We start from the raw sequence: 16,474 nt of genomic DNA on the forward strand, positions 1-16,474 counted from the left end.
AGCGAAACATCAGCAGACCAATACAGTTGCGCAGCATGTGGGCGAAACAGTCCAGCCTCTAGCCCACGATTTCAGCGATCGGGCGCGAGATTACCTTCCCCGTCGGAAAACAGGATCTCGACCCGGCGATTCTGCGCACGGCCACGTGCCGAAGCGTTTTCCGCCAGCGGAAACTGCTCACCGTAACCGCGAACTTCGATACGCTCGGCGCTGATTCCCAAGCTAACCAACAGATCAGCCACCATCTGCGCCCGCGCGCGCGACAGTTCCAGATTCGCCTGCGGGTCGCCACGGCTGTCGCTATAGCCCTCGATACGTACCTTGCGCTGCGGGTTGCGCTGCAGGAACTGGACGAGCTTGAGCAGGGTTCGGTTCGCCGTATGGCTCAGCTCCGCACTGTCCGGACTGAAAAGCACGTCACCGAGCGTCATGACCTGGCCACGGTCGGTCTCGCTCGCCGCCAGGCTCATCAGCTGGTCTTCGAGCCAGCGCCCCTGCTGTTCATCGGTCATCAGCCTGGCGTCCTGCAACATCCGCCGCAGTCGGTCCCGCTCCATTTCCAACCGCGCCACCCGCTCCTGCTGTTGCAGCAGCTTGCCCTGCAGCCCGGCGATCTCGCTGTAGCGCCTACTGAGATAGGCATAATGGCGAGCATCCTCGGCACCGCCCCAATACTCTTTGAAGCGCTCGGATCGCTGCAGGGTTTCAACCGCGCGCTGCAAATCCTTTGGCGCACTGCGATGGACGGCAGGATCGGCCTCAATCCGCTGCAATGCCGCAGAGGCCTCGCCGATCTCCCGCTCGGTTTCCTGGCTGGCGCAGCCGACCAGCGCCAGCCCAGCCAGCAGCATTGCGAATCGCCGTGTCACCGTACGTCTCCTAACTGCTGCCGTAGACGCTGAATGCGCCGATTGAGATCGCCGACCTGCGCCTCACGCTGATCACTGAGCACGCGCAGCTCCGCCAGCCGGGCGTCCAGCTCGGCCTGCTCGGCCAACAGGCGCGCCTCACGGTTCTCGCCGGCCTCAAGCGCCGAGCGGGCAGCAGCCAACTTGGTTTCGGCCTGCACCAGTTCCTCGTAGACCAGAGCGGTTTCGATCGAGCGGGCCTGGGCAACAGCCGCCTCCGTCAGGCGCAACTGCGCCACAGGAGCAGGATCACTTGCACACCCCAGCAGAACCAGCAACGGCAACGAAAGGGCACAGGGAAGTAGTCGTCTCACGGTGGATCCTATTTTTTCGAAGCGCTGCCACGGCCAGTCTGCTGGTTCTTCCACACCGTCAGGTTGTGCACCAGCAACTGCTCTGGCACGCCGGCGGCGCGCAATTCTGTCATTTTCCGCGCCAGTTGTCCGCGCAACCAGGGATCGTTGCACGCCGAATCATGGGAAATCGCCAAATGCATGTCACGGCCAATAACCGGAGGATCCAGGCGTTGCACCTTGTCCAGCAGTCCCAGCGCGTCAGCCACAGCAATCGTGCTGTAACGCTCATGCAACAGGTACTGGCGATCGCCCTCGATCAACTGCAGCAGCCCCTGCTCGAGTCCGGGCGCCTGCTGCAATTGCAGATTTGCCTTGGCGAAGGCGTCGAACTCGCTGCCATAACGGCTGCCAGCGACAACCACGCCCGGATGACCTCGCAGGTCTTCGCGGCTGGAGTAGAAGAAACCGGGTTCATTACGCACCCATGCAACTGTTTGCAGCTGGACGATGGCCGGATGTATGAAGTCCAGTTCTTCCAGTCGCTGGATGGTCAGCGTCGCATCGGCAAGAACATCCACGCGTCCACTGCGTACCTCATCGAGCGCCTTGGCGCGATCGCCGGTGTAGAGCAGCTCCAGCTTCAAGCCGAGGGACTCGGCGATCTGCCCCAGCAGATCGGCGTTGGCACCCACCAGGCGCTTGGGGTTCTGCGGATCGCGCCAGAGAAACGGCGGGTTATCTGCCGCACCGGTTGCCACCAGGCGATCACATTTTCCCGCTGCCGTTGCCGTGAACGGCGCCGCCAGGGCCAGCGCGATCAACGCAGATTTCAACGCAAAGGCGAAACGCATGAATATCCTCTTAGTGCGGTAAAGCTGGTGCGAAACGGTTGCGCCGATGGTACACCGACGAGCCCACTGATCGCCCATGAAAAAACCCGCTACATGAGCGGGTTTCTTCAACAGCGATCAGCTTCAGACCAGCTTTTCCAGCTCCGGCACGATCTCGAACAGATCGCCCACCAGGCCGTAGTCGGCAACCTGGAAGATCGGCGCTTCCTCGTCCTTGTTGATCGCGACGATCACCTTGGAGTCCTTCATGCCGGCCAGGTGCTGGATGGCACCGGAGATACCGACCGCGATGTACAGCTGCGGTGCAACGATCTTGCCGGTCTGGCCGACCTGCATGTCGTTCGGCACGAAGCCGGCATCGACCGCGGCACGGGAGGCACCGACTGCGGCGCCGAGCTTGTCGGCCAGCGAGTACAGGTGCTTGAAGTTCTCGCCGTTCTGCATGCCGCGACCGCCGGAAACGACGATCTTAGCAGCGGTCAGCTCAGGACGATCCGACTTGGCCAGCTCTTCGCCAACGAAAGCGGACTTGCCGGCATCGCCAGTCCCGGACACTTGCTCAACCGCAGCCGAGCCGCCGGTGGCATTCACCGCATCGAAGCCGGTCGCACGCACGGTGATGACCTTGATGGCAGCGCTGGACTGCACGGTAGCGATGGCGTTACCGGCATAGATCGGGCGCTTGAAGGTATCGGCACTTTCAACCGCGATGATCTCGGAGATCTGATCGACATCCAGTTGAGCGGCAACGCGCGGCAGGAAGTTCTTGCCGTTGGTGGTCGCTGCAGCCAGCACGTGGCTGTAGTTCTTCGCCAGGTCGGCGATCAGCGGCGCGACGTTTTCCGGCAGCTGATTGGCGTAAGCTGCGTCGTCAGCGACCAGGACCTTGGCCACGCCTTCGATCTGCGCGGCGGCTTCGCCGATGGCACCGCAGCCGCTGCCGGCAACCAGTACGTGGATGTCACCACCGATGGCCTTTGCTGCAGCAACGGTGTTCAGGGTAGCGGCCGCGAGGACGGCGTTGTTGTGTTCAGCGATAACCAGGATAGTCATTTAGATTACCTTCGCCTCGTTCTTCAGTTTCTCGACCAGTTCAGCCACGGACTTGACCTTGATACCGGCGCTGCGGGCTGCCGGCGCTTCGACTTTCAGGGTCTTCACGGTGGAAGTGGTGGTGACACCCAGTGCATCCGGAGTCAGCGTTTCCAGCGGCTTCTTCTTGGCCTTCATGATGTTCGGCAGCGACGCGTAGCGCGGCTCGTTCAGACGCAGGTCGGTGGTGACGATCGCCGGCAGGTTCAGCGCGACGGTCTGCAGGCCGCCGTCAATTTCGCGGGTGACGTTGACCTTGTCGCCAGCCACTTCCACCTTGGAGGCGAAAGTGCCCTGGGCATAGCCGGTCAGCGCGCCGAGCATCTGGCCGGTCTGGTTGTTGTCGCTGTCGATCGCCTGCTTGCCGAGGATGACCAGCTGCGGCTGCTCCTTGTCGACCACGGCCTTGAGCAGCTTGGCAACCGCCAGGGAGTTCAGTTCGTCGTTGGACTCGACCAGCACGGCGCGGTCGGCGCCCAGCGCCAGCGCGGTGCGCAGCTGCTCCTGGGCAGCGGTCGGACCGATGGAGACGACAACGATTTCGCTCGCCACGCCTTTCTCTTTCAGGCGTACTGCCTCTTCCACGGCAATTTCGCAGAAGGGGTTCATCGACATCTTGACGTTGGCCAGGTCAACGCCGGAATTGTCCGCCTTGACGCGAACCTTGACGTTGTAATCGACCACTCGTTTGACAGCTACAAGAACCTTCATGGATTCCTCGTTACTCTCCGGTGAATAGAATTCCGCCGAGGCGAACCGAGCCTTGCTCGTGGCTTGGGTTTTGATAGCCGCTGCCCTGTTCGGCGAGTGCAAACCGTCCGTATCTTGACCGCAGGCCGCGGACGGGGTCAACAACGCATATGACCCGTCATAACGACGCGGTTCGAGCGATTCTAACAGGCTTCCAGAAAATTCAAACAAACGTTTGTATTGGACCGATTCGAGCGTCTATATATAATGCGCCGGCCCGGCTCGGTCAGGGGCCGATCACAGCCCTCCACCACTTATATAACAACCAAGCCCTGAGTAGGAGAAAGCCTAATGGAACGCGAATACATGGAATTCGACGTTGTCATCGTCGGCGCCGGCCCTGCAGGCCTATCCGCAGCCTGCCGCCTGAAGCAAAAAGCCGCCGACGCTGGTCAGGAAATCAGTGTATGCGTCGTCGAGAAAGGCTCCGAAGTAGGTGCCCATATCCTCTCCGGCGCGGTCTTCGAACCTCGCGCGCTGAACGAACTGTTCCCCGATTGGAAAGAACTCGGCGCCCCGCTCAACACGCCGGTCAAGCGTGACGACATCTACCTGCTGAAGACCGCCGAAGCGGCCAGCAAGCTGCCCAATGCGCTGGTCCCCAAGACCATGCACAACGAAGGCAATTACATCATCTCCCTGGGCAACCTGTGCCGCTGGCTCGCCCAGCAGGCCGAGAACCTGGGTGTCGAGATCTACCCGGGCTTCGCCGCTCAGGAAGCGCTGATCGACGAGAACGGCATTGTGCGCGGTATCGTCACCGGTGACCTGGGCGTCGACCGCGAAGGCAATCCCAAGGAAGGCATGTACACCCCAGGCATGGAGCTGCGCGCCAAGTACACGCTGTTCGCCGAGGGCTGCCGCGGTCATATCGGCAAGCAGCTGATCAACCGCTTCCAGCTCAACGCCAACGTCGACCCACAGCACTACGCCATCGGCATCAAGGAACTCTGGGACATCGACCCGGCCAAGCACGAGCAGGGTCTGGTGGTGCACACCGCGGGCTGGCCGCTGAACGACGATAACACCGGCGGCTCCTTCCTTTATCACCTGGAAAACAACCAGGTGGTCGTCGGCCTGATCGTCGACCTGTCGTACAGCAACCCGTATCTGTCGCCGTTCGACGAATTCCAGCGCTACAAGCACCATCCGGTGATCAAGCAGTACCTGGAAGGCGGCAAGCGCGTTTCCTATGGCGCACGTGCGATCGCCAAGGGCGGCATCAACTGCCTGCCGAAAATGGTATTCAACGGCGGTGCACTGATCGGCTGCGACGCCGGCACCCTGAACTTCGCCAAGATCAAGGGCAGCCACACGGCGATGAAGTCCGGCATGCTGGCTGCCGAAGCCGCTGCGGACGCACTGCTGGCCGGACGCGAAGGTGGCGACGAACTGACCGCGTACGAAGAGGGCTTCAAGTCCAGCTGGCTGTACGATGAGCTGTACAAGAGCCGCAACTTCGGCGCTGCCATTCACAAGTGGGGCGCAATCAAGGGTGGCGCCTTCAACTTCATCGATCAGAACATTTTCGGTGGCAAGATCCCCTTCACCTTGCACGACACCAAGCCGGACTACGCCTGCCTCAAGACGGCTGCAGAGTCGAAGAAAATCGACTATCCCAAGCCGGACGGCAAGCTGAGCTTCGACAAGCTCTCCTCGGTATTCCTCTCCAACACCAACCACGAGGAAGAGCAGCCGGTTCACCTGAAGCTGGCCGACCCGAGCATTCCGATCGAGAAGAACCTGCCGATGTACGACGAGCCGGCACAGCGTTACTGCCCGGCCGGCGTCTACGAAGTGGTCAGCAACGACGATGGCAGCAAGCGCTTCCAGATCAATGCGCAGAACTGCGTGCACTGCAAGACCTGCGACATCAAGGACCCGGCGCAGAACATCACCTGGGTGGCGCCGGAAGGTACCGGCGGGCCGAACTACCCCAACATGTAAGCAACGAAAAAGGCTCCCTCGGGAGCCTTTTTTTATCGGTGCTGACAGTGAAATACAGCGATCACTATTCGGCACGGCCGATGGGAAAGAACACGCCGCCGCTCCATACGCCGAGCCAGCTCTCACCCTCCACATCACCGGGCACAGCCAGGTCCACCAATTGATAGAAGACGTTGCGATGAATCAGCGCCTCGAGATTGGCGCGCACATGAATGTACGGCGACGGCTCTTGGGTTTGCGGATCGAGGCTGACGCGCAGCGGGTGCTCCTGGCCGGCCTCCACCACATCGTCGACGTTGGTGACGAAACGGAGCAGCTGCGCTTCGCCCTCCCCACTCACGTCCAGCCGCACCGCGACGAAGGGCGCATCCTCGACCTGGATGCCGACCTTTTCCACCGGCGTGACCAAGAAGTAATCGTCGCCGTCGCGTCGAATCACCGTGGAGAACAGACGAACCATCGCCGGCCGCCCGATCGGCGTGCCCTGGTAAAACCAGGTACCGTCACGCGCGATACGCATGTCGAGATCGCCGCAGAACGGTGGATTCCACAAATGCACCGGCGGCAGCCCCTTCTTCTCGTTGGCCGAGAGCTGAGCCAGCAAGTCGCCCGCCTTGCCTGTATCGTTCATCCAGATCTCCTCGCTTCGCAGCTATGTCCGCTTCGATACTGCCACATCGCTCAGCGTGACAGGCCCAGCAACCGACGAGCATAGTCCTCAAGCGGCGGCCGCAGAAGATGCTCGGGCCGGGCGTCATAGATCCCTAGCAGTCCTCCGCGGCTGCGAATACGCGCGGTGTCGACCAAATAGCGGGTCCCCGTCTCGATCAGCATCAGTTGCACCACGCCGGAGTCCACGCCGAGTCGATCCAGCGCGCGCTGCTCATTCAGTTCGTCGAAGCTACCGATACGATCATCTGCGGCCGCATAGCGCAGATAGAGAAGGTAATGGGCGCCGACCGCCGAGGCCTGTGCCATGGCTTCCTCCAATCCGGCCGGCTCGCGAGCACGGCGTACCAGCGGGAAGTATTCGACGAAACCGTTGAAGGCTTCCTCCGCCACCACATTCGGCCGTGGATAGACATCACCCGACGGGACGAAATGGCCCTGCGCGATATAGATGAAGGAATCCGGTTGCAGACGCCATGAGCTGGAGCGACGCGTGTCGCTGTGGTCAAGAACGCCAGCGTCACGAAGGTGATAGCGGGTACCCTCGGCCATATCACTGACCTTCATGCAGCCAGCCAGGACAAGCAGCGCCAGCAAACCTGGCACGCCTAACAGGAAACGCATGGACTCATCCTCCAGGAGGCCGGCGACGGAAAACCGGCAATCGCACCGGCAATGCAGCATCCACGCCATATTGCCTCTTCGGCAGTTCACGGCGACCATGCGCATCTGCGGTCATAGTCCGCGCTGCCACTCCTGGCGCAAAGGCGCGTTGCGGGGGTCGTCGATCGCCTCGCGTAGCTGGCTCATCAGCCGCAGCTTGTCGGCACCCAGGGTGCCCTTGAGCACCAAGTAATTAGAGGCGTGATCGCTGCGGAAAACCGTGTCGCGCAATTCGAGATCGCCCAGTAGCCACTCCAGTTCGACGAGCAGGCCAGTCAACGTCAGCGGCTCGAAGTTTTCGTATCCCTCGCGAAAGCGCGCATCGCCCTGCGGGAAGCTGACCACCAGGGTAGAAAGAAACTCTGGCTGCGCCGCATTCATCAGACGTGCGGAATTGCGTGCATGCTGCCGGCTCAGCGCCCTTCCACCGAGACCGTTGAGAATCATCACCGAACGGGCAATTCCCGCCTGGCCGAGCTTGGCCAGCGCACTCAGGGTCGAGTTGTAGGTTTCGCCCTTGTTGACCCGCGCCAGAACCTCGTCGTCGCCGGATTCGGCGCCGACGTAGGCCATGCCAAGCCCGGCGTCCGCCAGCTCGCGCAACTCCTCGACCGACTTCTTGCGCAGGTTTCTCGGCAGGCAGTAGCTGGAGACCCGCTGCACCTCCGGCAGGCACTGACGAATCTGCTCGAGGATCGTCAGCAGCCTTCGGGTCGGCAACACCAGCGCGTCGCCGTCGGCCAGAAATACCCGCTGAACGATCAGCTGTTCACCGCAGCGGCGGATCTCCTCGAGCACCTCGGCTTCATCGCGGGCGCGAAATTTCTTCTGCGGCGAGGTGTACATCTCGCAGAACGTGCAGGCGTTCCAGGAGCAGCCATTGGTCACCGGCAGGATCAGCGAGTGCGCCTCGCTGGGTGGTCGGAAAACCGGCTCGATGTAGCGGATGGGGAAATCGCGCATGCTCATCGGTTCTTGCCCGTCGCCCAATCAATCGCGCTTGCGCTTGTTGCCCATGCGCACACCGATATCCATCAGGAACTGGAAGAAGCCGTCCTGATCTTCCAGCACATTGCTCCAGAACGGCGAGTGGTACAGCGCCACGGCTCCGTGCACCAAGGCCCAGGCGGCGCAATAGTGGAAGTACGGCGGGACGTCTTCCAGCTTGCCCTCGGCGATGCGGCCCTTGATCAGCTGGGTCAGGTGTTCGAAGTTGGAGGCGCGGATGCTGTGCAACTGCTCGACCATCTCCGGCACCTGGTTGCCCTTGACCACTTTCTCCTCGAGGCGGTCGAACAGCCGATAACGTTGTGGATCGCGCATGCGAAACTCGAAGTAGGCGCGCGACAGCGCTTCCTTGTCGCGGTCCAGGTCAGGAGAGTGGAGGATCTGGTTCAGGTCGCGCTCGTAGTCGAGCATCAGGCGCAGGTAGATTTCGGCCTTGGACTTGAAATGCTTGTAGATCGTGCCTTTGCCGATGCCGACCGCATCGGCAATCATCTCAACCGTAACGCTGTCCTCTCCCTGATCGAGAAAAAGCTGCAACGCGGTATCGAGGATTTCCTGTTCGCGGCGACGAAATTCGCGGACCTTACGAGGTTCATTCTGCATAGGAAGGCTGCTTTGAGGTGAAAAACGAGGCAGCCATTATGCCTAACCGGTCATCAAATGCACGGGGCATCCAGCGATGATTCACATAAATGACGAATTTCCACAAATAGTCGATTTGCGATATCTGAACCATGCTGCCGTCGCACCGTGGCCCCGTCGAGCTGCCCGAGCCGTCAGCGCCTTCGCCGAGCAGAACGCCACTCTCGGTGCACGGGACTATCCGCAATGGCTTACGGTGGAGCGCAGCCTGCGTCAGCGCCTCAAGCGCCTGCTCAACGCGCCGAGCAGTGGCGACGTAGCACTGGTCAAGAACACTTCCGAAGCGCTGTCGTTCGTCGCCTTCGGCCTGGACTGGAAACGCGGCGATCGCATCGTCATCAGCGATGAGGAGTTCCCGTCCAACCGTGTCGTCTGGGAGGCGCTGCGCCCACTCGGTGTGGAAGTCGTCCAGGTCAGCCTGAAGGGCGACGATCCGGAAGGCGACCTGTTGGCGGCCTGCGGACCACGGGTGCGGCTCATGGCAATCAGCGCCGTGCAGTACGCCAGTGGTCTGCGCCTGGATCTTGCGCGCTTGGGCGAAGGCTGCGAGCAACGTGATGTGCTGCTGTGCATCGATGCGATCCAGCAGCTCGGCGCCCTGCCCTTCGACGTTCAGCACAATCGCTGCGCCTTCGCCATGGCCGACGGCCATAAATGGATGCTCGGTCCGGAAGGACTGGGTGTCTTCTATTGCCGCAGCGATCTGCGCGACCAGCTGAAACTGCACGAGTACGGTTGGCACATGCTGGAGCATACCGGCGATTACGATCGCACGGACTGGGAGCCGGCGCGCAGCGCGCGGCGCTTCGAATGCGGCAGTCCCAATCTGCTCGGCGCAATGGCCCTCGAGGCAAGCCTGTCGTTGCTGGAGGAGGTTGGCATGGAGCGGGTCGCAGCCGAGCTCGATGAGCGAATCGAGTGGCTGTGTCGGGGGCTGGGCGATCTGGACGGCGTCGACATCCTGTCGCCGACAACGCCTGACCGCCGGGCCGGTATCCTCACGTTCCGCCTGCAAGGCTGGGACAACGCGGCGCTATTCGAGCGGCTGAAGGCAGAGCAGGTCGTCTGCGCCCTACGCAGCGGCGGCATTCGCTTCTCGCCGCACTTTTACACACCGCAGCGCGTCATCGATGAAACCGTGGCACTCCTGCAGGAGCTGGCAAGGCACTGACGGCGATCAGTCAGCGAGACATGTATTCCAAAAGCGTTTAAAAAGCGCGGAAATCCGCCAGCAGATAACTAATGCAGCGTTAATACTTGAGTCACTGGCTAGGCAATCCCCCCACTGCCTGGCCAGATGAGGTCGCCTGGATTGCGATTTCATACTCCTAATGGTCTTGGCCCGGCTTCTCAGGAATCCGGGTTTTTTTTGCGCCCCTGAAAGACCTCATCATGCCGACGCATCGCGTAAATGCGCTCGCAATCGGAAACACAGCCAGAGGAAGCCAATCCAGAACGGGATGGCGAAAACCGACAGGCGAATACCGGGAATCCACAACATGATCACCAGAATACCGCTGACAAAAGCCAGGCACAGGTAATTGCTAAATGGGAACCAGAACGCCTTGAAGCTCGGCACCACGCCCTGGCGCTGCATTGCCCGCCGGAACTTCAGGTGGGCCAGGCTAATCATCGCCCAGTTGATCACCAGCGCGGCCACCACCAGTGACATCAACAGCTCCAGTGCGCCCCGTGGCAGCAGATAGTTCACCAGCACACAGAGCAGCGTCACCAGCGCCGAGACCGCAATGGCGAGCACCGGCACACCGCGAGCATTGACCTTCATCAGGCTGCGCGGCGCATCCCCCTGTTCGGCCAGGCCGTAAAGCATGCGGCTGTTGCAGTACACACCGCTGTTGTAGACCGACAGAGCGGCGGTGAGCACGACGAAATTGAGCAGGTGAGCTGCGGTTTCACTGCCGATCAGCGAGAAGATCTGCACGAAGGGGCTACCACTGTAGGGATCGCCCGCTGCCCCCAATGTCTGCAGCAGCCCATCCCACGGATAGAGCGCAAGCAGCACGGTCAGTGCGCCGATATAGAAGATCAGGATGCGGTAGACGACCTGATTGATCGCCCTGGGAATCACCGTCTTCGGATCGGACGCCTCTGCCGCTGTGATGCCGACCAGCTCCAGGCCGCCGAAGGAGAACATGATGATCGCCAGCGCCAGCACCATGCCGCTGAAACCATTGGGGAAGAAGCCGCCATGGCTCCAGAGATTGCTGATGCTCGCCTGCTCGCCGCCCTGCCCGCTCACCAGCAGGAACAATCCGAGCAGGATCATGCCGATGATGGCGGCGACCTTGATGATGGCGAACCAGAACTCGGTTTCGCCGAAGGCCTTCACGTTGCTCAGGTTGATCAGATTGATCAGCACGAAGAAGGCGGCGGCGGTTGCCCAGGTCGGCACCTCCGGCCACCAAAACTGCACGTACTTGCCCACCGCGGTCAGCTCTGCCATGCCCACCAGCACGTAAAGCACCCAGTAGTTCCAGCCGGACAGAAAGCCCGCATAGCCTCCCCAGTACTTGTGCGCGAAGTGGCTGAAGGAACCGGCTACCGGTTCTTCGACGATCATTTCCCCGAGCTGACGCATGATCAGAAAGGCGATGAAGCCGCCGATGGCGTAGCCCAGGATCATGGACGGACCGGCGCTCTTCAGCACCCCGGCGGAGCCCAGGAACAAGCCGGTGCCGATCGCCCCGCCCAGGGCAATCAGCTGGATATGGCGGTTTTTCAGGCCACGTTGCAACGGGCCGGTGTGCAGCGTCTCAGCGGTCATTACGCCACCTTGCGGATAAAGTACGGAGTGCGCAGTGCGCGCAGCAGATCAGGCAGGGTGCACAGCACGGAAATAGCGGTCGTCGTCAGCCGCGAACCCGCGCCAGCGGAAACAGGGATCTGAAGTTGGCGGTGGTCTGCTCCGCGAGATGTTCGAAGGAAACACCACGCAACTGCGCAAGGAACTCCGCCACCTCGCGCACGTACTGCGGCAGGTTGGCCTTGCCACGGTACGGAATCGGCGCGAGATATGGGGCGTCGGTCTCCACCAGCAGCCGATCGGCAGGGACTTGCCGAGCGACCTCGCGCAAGGCATCGGCATTACGGAAGGTGACGATGCCCGAAAGCGAGATGTAGAAACCGAGGTCCAGCGCGGCCTTGGCCATCTCCCAATCCTCGGTGAAGCAATGCAGCACACCGGCCTGGGGTAGCTGAGCTTCGCGCAAAAGGGCCAAGGTGTCTGCGCGCGCGGCGCGGGTATGCACGATGACCGGCTTGCCGGTGACCCGAGCAGCTTCCAGATGCAGGCGGAACGACTGTTGCTGCAGCTCGGCCGCTTCGGGCTCGTAGTGATAGTCCAGCCCCGTCTCGCCGATGGCAACGGCATGCGGATGCTGCAGCTCACTCAGCAGCCAGTCCAATGCCGGCTGACTGGTCGGCTCCAGGTCGAGCGGATGAACGCCAATCGAACAGTCGACATCGGCATAACGCTCGGCCAGCGATTTGACCGCCGACGCGTTGTCGGCGCTGACCCCGATGCACAGGAAGTGCCCGACTCCGCGCGCGCGGGCTGCATCGAGCGCTGCATCGAGCGAGCCGTCATGGGCGGTCAGGTCGAGTCGGTCAAGGTGACAGTGGGAATCTACCAGCATGGAGGGGCGCAACTTGCTATCGCGGAAAAGAGGCGATTGTAGAGCAAATGGCTGGGAAGCAGAAAAGGCAGGCGGCACAATGGCGCCTGACGTACGGCACCGGGACGCCGCCGATCACATGGTATGGGTCGGCCGATCGGATTTCAGCGCGCCGGCCAGATAGGTTTCGATCTTGTTGCGCGCGGTGTTGTCACCCTCGTTGAACTGCACGCCGATGCCTGCGGCACGACTGCCCTGGGCACCCTTGGGGGTGATCCAGACCACCTTGCCAGCCACCGGAATCTTCTCCGGCTCGTCCATCAGGTTCAGCAGCATGAACACTTCGTCGCCGAGTTTGTAGCTCTTGTTGGTCGGGATGAACAGCCCGCCATGCTTGATGAATGGCATGAACGCGGCATAGAGCACCGATTTGTCCTTGATGGTCAGAGACAGGATGCCGTTACGCGGACCAAGGTTTGCTGGCAGGCTCATGCGGTGTTCCTAACGAAAAGTCGGTCGATTCTAGCCCGCGCCTGGCAGCGTTGCCCACTGCACCAGCAGCGCTTCGAGAAGCAACACACGGTTGAGGTTGGCTTTGCCCAGCACTTTTTGTCGATGCTCGAGCAACCAGTCCTGCAGCGCGATCACTTTTTGCTGCGAGGATTTCTGTGCAAGATACTGCAGCACCTTCTGCATATCGGCCGCGCCGAGCTCCGCTTCATCGCCGGCCATCTGGTAACGCAGGATCAGATGCGCCCATTCGCAGAACCAGTCGAAAAGCAGGATCAGTGGCAGCGCGTTCCAACCTTCGGCGAGTTGGCTGGCCGATTGCTGTTCCTTGAGCAGCTTCTTCACACCGTCGACCACCTGCGCACGCAGCTCCAGAACCTTCTGCTCGTGCAGTTTGAGTGCCGCCAGCGGCGACCCAGCGGCAAGGGTCAGCAACTGCTCACGAAGCTCGGGAGCAAGATCAGGTAGCTGCGCGGCGAGCCAGTCGAGGCACTGCTGTCGCCCCGGCAATGGGCAGGCCTGCTGCACGCAGCGGCTCTTGATCGTCGGCAACAGGCGGCTGGGCTGATGGCTGATCAGCAGTAGCACCGTATCGCCCGATGGCTCCTCGAGGCTCTTGAGCAGCGCATTGGCAGCATTCAGGTTCATGGCCTCGGCGGGTTCCAGCAGGATCACCTTGCGCCCACCCAGCTGCGCCGTCTGGCTGACGAAGCCGACCAGATCACGGACCTGATCGACCCGGATAGCCTTGTCGACCTCCTCGGGCTCGAGGATGTAATGATCCGGGTGGGTCTGCGCGGCAAGCAACTGGCAGGACTTGCATTCACCACATGCGCGGGCATCGACCGGCCGTTGGCAGAGCAACAGCGCCATCAGCTGCTCGGCCAGCAGGCGTTTGCCGATACCTGCCGGGCCATGCAGCAGATAGGCGTGCGCATGCTGAGCACGCCCCGCCAGCTGCCGCCAAAGATCAAGCTGCCAGGGAAGCACGTCAGTCATCGAGACGCACCAACAGCTCAGGGATCAGCGCCTCCACATCGCGCTGAACCGCATTGAGCGCTTGGCCCGCATCGATCACCCGATAGCGCGAAGGTGCCGCTTCCGCGCGCTGCAGATAGGCGCTGCGTACCGCTTCGAAGAAGCGCATGCCTTCCTGCTCGAAACGATCCAGACGTCCTCGCGCAGCGGCTCGGGCCAACCCCACGTCCACCGGAAGATCGAAGATCAGGGTCAGATCAGGGCGCAGATCGCCCTGCACGAAGGTCTCCAGCTGAGCGATCCGCTCGAGCGACAGCCCGCGACCGCCACCCTGATAGGCATAGGTGGCATCAGTGAAGCGATCGCACAACACCACCGCCCCTCGTGCCAGCGCAGGACGGATGACCTGCGCCAAGTGTTGCGCACGCGCGGCGAACACCAGCAACAGCTCGGTATCCACTGCCATCGGCTCGTCCGCTGGCGTCAGCAACAGTTCACGAATGCGCTCGGCCAGTGGCGTGCCCCCGGGCTCTCGGGTCAGCACCACATCCAGCCCCCGTGCCCGCAGGCGTTCGGCGAGGTACTCGCGATTGGTACTCTTACCCGCGCCTTCGGGGCCTTCGAGAGTGACGAAGAGTCCTTTCATTGAGCGTTCTCGCTATTGACCGGGGCCTGCCGGCGCGGCGGACTGGAGCGGTAGTCGGCGCGGCGCTTGAGCTGATACTCGCGCACCGCACGGTTATGTTGCTCGAGGGTGTCGCTGAAGACGTGGCTACCATCGCCACGGGCGACGAAATAAAGACTGGAGCCGTCGACCGGATGCAGTGCGGCCCGGATAGCCTCACGTCCGACCATGGCGATCGGCGTCGGCGGCAGGCCAGCGTTGGTGTAGGTGTTGTATGGCGTCGGCGTCCGCAGATCGTTGCGAGTGATGCGCCCCCGGTAGGCTTCGCCCATGCCGTAGATCACCGTCGGGTCTGTCTGCAGAAGCATGCCGCGCGCCAGTCGGCGCACGAAGACGCCGGATATCTCGCCCCGCTCTTCCGGCACACCGGTTTCCTTTTCAATGATCGAGGCCATGATCAATGCCTGATAGGCATCGTTGTATGGCAACCCCTGCGCACGCTGTTGCCATTCCTCCTCAAGCACCTGTTCGAGGCGCGCGAAGGCACGGCGCAACAGGTCCAGGTCGGACGTTCCGCGAGTGAAACGGTAGGTATCCGGGAAGAAACGCCCTTCAGGATGCAGCTCCGGCGCGTCAAGTTTCGCCATGATCTCCGCATCGGATAGGCCACCCAGGGTCTGCTCCAGCTTTGGCTGGTTCTGCAACGCAATACGCAGTTGGCGGAAATTCCAACCCTCCACCAGGGTCAGGCTGTACTGCACAACCTCGCCCCGCTGCCAGAGTCCGATCATGTCCCGCGCAGTCATGCCTGGCGCGAGGCGATACTCACCGCTGTGCAGGCTCTGCCCGGACAGGTTCAGGCGCCAGTACAGACGCAGCCAGAACGCATCTTCCAGCACGCCGTCGGCCTCCAGCCGTTGAAATACGCCGCTGGGCGTATCGCCTGGCCGCACATCGAGCAGCAAAGGCTCGTCAGTCACAGCCAAGGGCTGCTCCAGCGCAGCATGTTGCTTCCAGGCGATCAGCCCGAGCGCAATTGCTGCCAACACGAACAGCGTCAGCAGCAAGACAAGAAGTTTACGGATCACGAATCACTCAACAGGTTGGCAACAACGGTCTGCAGTTTACGGGTCAGCGGACCGACCGGCCAGACGCACTCGGCCAAACCTGTGACCGGCCAGATGCCGTAGAGGCTGTTGCAGAGAAAAACCTCGTCGGCCTGCATCAGTTCGGCATAGCTGACGTCGCACTCGCTGAGCGGCAGCGCCAGTCCGGCGGCGCGAGCCATGATTTCAGCGCGCATCACGCCGGCAACGCCACACCGGGAAAGCGAAGGTGTCCGCAGCTGGCCATCGGCAACCAGGAAGAGATTGCTGAACACGCCCTCGATCACCCGGCCGGACAGATCCCGCATCAGCCCTTCAGCAAAAGCCGGATCCTGCCACTCAGCACGCGCCAGCACCTGTTCGAGTCGATTCAGATGCTTGATCCCCGCGAGCCTCGGCTGCTCCGCCAGGCGCGTGTCACAAGGAAAGAGCCGAACACCGTCTTCGGCATGCTGCGCTGGGTACGCGGGAAGCGGCGATCCCAGCAGCAGGCGCCGCGGTTGACAGGGCTGTGGAAGTGCATAGCCGCGCTGACCGGTGCCGCGTGTGACGATCAGCTTGGCGACACCCTGGCCGAGCGCCTGGCAGAACTGCAGTAGCTCATTGCGCAACTCATCGATGTCGACGGGAATGGCGAGGCGTCGCGTGCCTTCACCCAGACGCTGGAGATGCCGGTCCAGCAGATGCGCCCGGCCGCCCGTCACGCGGATCGTTTCGAACAACCCATCGCCATAGGCCAGTCCGCGATCGTGAACGGGCAACCCTTCTGCGGGCCGCCCGTTCAACCAGCTCAA

18 protein-coding genes are annotated in these 16,474 nt (G+C 61.9%); 2 read left to right on the forward strand and 16 right to left on the reverse strand.

Annotation, left to right across the window (positions count from 1 at the left end; translation table 11 throughout):
- Positions 1 to 71: 71 nt before the first annotated feature.
- The 5 genes from NAO55_RS03900 to NAO55_RS03920 all read right to left on the reverse strand — a co-directional run bounded on the left by NAO55_RS03900 (position 72) and on the right by NAO55_RS03920 (position 3,858).
- A complete protein-coding gene (locus tag NAO55_RS03900) occupies positions 72 to 851 on the reverse strand; it encodes an OmpA family protein (RefSeq protein ID WP_305123818.1) in 780 nt (259 codons plus the stop codon).
- Between the two features lie 14 nt (positions 852 to 865).
- Positions 866 to 1,222, reverse strand: coding sequence for a DUF4398 domain-containing protein (locus NAO55_RS03905; RefSeq protein ID WP_102840183.1), 357 nt, complete (start codon positions 1,220 to 1,222; stop codon positions 866 to 868).
- Positions 1,223 to 1,230: 8 nt separating this feature from the next.
- On the reverse strand, positions 1,231 to 2,055 hold the full coding sequence (locus NAO55_RS03910) for a substrate-binding periplasmic protein (RefSeq protein WP_102840182.1): 825 nt from the start codon (positions 2,053 to 2,055) through the stop codon (positions 1,231 to 1,233).
- Between the two features lie 123 nt (positions 2,056 to 2,178).
- Entirely contained in the window at positions 2,179 to 3,108 is a 930-nt protein-coding gene (locus NAO55_RS03915) for an electron transfer flavoprotein subunit alpha/FixB family protein (RefSeq protein WP_102840181.1), read from the reverse strand.
- Positions 3,109 to 3,858, reverse strand: a complete 750-nt coding sequence (locus NAO55_RS03920) for an electron transfer flavoprotein subunit beta/FixA family protein (RefSeq protein WP_003299612.1) — start codon at positions 3,856 to 3,858, stop codon at positions 3,109 to 3,111.
- A 330-nt stretch (positions 3,859 to 4,188) separates the two neighbouring features.
- Between NAO55_RS03920 and NAO55_RS03925 the strand changes: the two genes are divergently transcribed.
- On the forward strand, positions 4,189 to 5,844 hold the full coding sequence (locus NAO55_RS03925) for an electron transfer flavoprotein-ubiquinone oxidoreductase (RefSeq protein WP_102840180.1): 1,656 nt from the start codon (positions 4,189 to 4,191) through the stop codon (positions 5,842 to 5,844).
- Positions 5,845 to 5,908: 64 nt separating this feature from the next.
- On the opposite strand, the gene NAO55_RS03930 is transcribed toward NAO55_RS03925, so the two are convergent.
- The 4 genes from NAO55_RS03930 to NAO55_RS03945 form a co-directional block, all read right to left on the reverse strand.
- Complete coding sequence (locus NAO55_RS03930; protein ID WP_102840179.1) at positions 5,909 to 6,475, reverse strand: DUF1285 domain-containing protein; 567 nt, start codon at positions 6,473 to 6,475, stop codon at positions 5,909 to 5,911.
- A 50-nt stretch (positions 6,476 to 6,525) separates the two neighbouring features.
- Positions 6,526 to 7,137: a DUF4823 domain-containing protein gene (locus NAO55_RS03935; RefSeq protein ID WP_102840178.1), complete on the reverse strand. Its 612-nt coding sequence runs from the start codon at positions 7,135 to 7,137 to the stop codon at positions 6,526 to 6,528.
- 111 nt (positions 7,138 to 7,248) lie between these two features.
- Positions 7,249 to 8,145 carry a radical SAM protein gene (locus tag NAO55_RS03940; RefSeq protein WP_102840177.1) on the reverse strand — a complete coding sequence of 299 codons (897 nt, stop codon included), beginning with the start codon at positions 8,143 to 8,145 and terminating at the stop codon, positions 7,249 to 7,251.
- Between the two features lie 21 nt (positions 8,146 to 8,166).
- On the reverse strand, positions 8,167 to 8,787 hold the full coding sequence (locus NAO55_RS03945; RefSeq protein ID WP_003299617.1) for a TetR/AcrR family transcriptional regulator: 621 nt from the start codon (positions 8,785 to 8,787) through the stop codon (positions 8,167 to 8,169).
- A gap of 76 nt (positions 8,788 to 8,863) precedes the next feature.
- On the opposite strand from NAO55_RS03945, the gene NAO55_RS03950 reads away from it, so the two are divergent.
- Positions 8,864 to 9,997 (forward strand): aminotransferase class V-fold PLP-dependent enzyme, encoded by a 1,134-nt coding sequence (locus NAO55_RS03950; RefSeq protein ID WP_102840176.1) that lies wholly within the window; start codon positions 8,864 to 8,866, stop codon positions 9,995 to 9,997.
- A gap of 219 nt (positions 9,998 to 10,216) precedes the next feature.
- On the opposite strand, the gene NAO55_RS03955 is transcribed toward NAO55_RS03950, so the two are convergent.
- The 7 genes from NAO55_RS03955 to pabC all read right to left on the reverse strand — a co-directional run bounded on the left by NAO55_RS03955 (position 10,217) and on the right by pabC (position 16,474).
- Entirely contained in the window at positions 10,217 to 11,611 is a 1,395-nt protein-coding gene (locus NAO55_RS03955) for an amino acid permease (RefSeq protein ID WP_102840175.1), read from the reverse strand.
- Positions 11,612 to 11,696: 85 nt separating this feature from the next.
- Positions 11,697 to 12,482: a TatD family hydrolase gene (locus NAO55_RS03960; RefSeq protein WP_063539879.1), complete on the reverse strand. Its 786-nt coding sequence runs from the start codon at positions 12,480 to 12,482 to the stop codon at positions 11,697 to 11,699.
- A 114-nt stretch (positions 12,483 to 12,596) separates the two neighbouring features.
- Entirely contained in the window at positions 12,597 to 12,953 is a 357-nt protein-coding gene (locus NAO55_RS03965) for a PilZ domain-containing protein (RefSeq protein WP_037043113.1), read from the reverse strand.
- Positions 12,954 to 12,983: 30 nt separating this feature from the next.
- Positions 12,984 to 13,970 (reverse strand): DNA polymerase III subunit delta', encoded by a 987-nt coding sequence (locus NAO55_RS03970; protein WP_102840174.1) that lies wholly within the window; start codon positions 13,968 to 13,970, stop codon positions 12,984 to 12,986.
- Positions 13,963 to 14,595, reverse strand: coding sequence for a dTMP kinase (gene tmk / locus NAO55_RS03975; RefSeq protein WP_102840173.1), 633 nt, complete (start codon positions 14,593 to 14,595; stop codon positions 13,963 to 13,965). The genes NAO55_RS03970 and tmk overlap by 8 nt, the downstream gene beginning before the upstream one ends.
- A complete protein-coding gene (mltG, locus tag NAO55_RS03980) occupies positions 14,592 to 15,662 on the reverse strand; it encodes an endolytic transglycosylase MltG (RefSeq protein ID WP_102840172.1) in 1,071 nt (356 codons plus the stop codon). The genes tmk and mltG overlap by 4 nt, the downstream gene beginning before the upstream one ends.
- Positions 15,659 to 16,474 carry an aminodeoxychorismate lyase gene (pabC, locus tag NAO55_RS03985; RefSeq protein WP_102840171.1) on the reverse strand — a complete coding sequence of 272 codons (816 nt, stop codon included), beginning with the start codon at positions 16,472 to 16,474 and terminating at the stop codon, positions 15,659 to 15,661. The genes mltG and pabC overlap by 4 nt, the downstream gene beginning before the upstream one ends.

The organism is Stutzerimonas frequens (assembly GCF_024448335.1).
Lineage (GTDB): Bacteria > Pseudomonadota > Gammaproteobacteria > Pseudomonadales > Pseudomonadaceae > Stutzerimonas > Stutzerimonas frequens.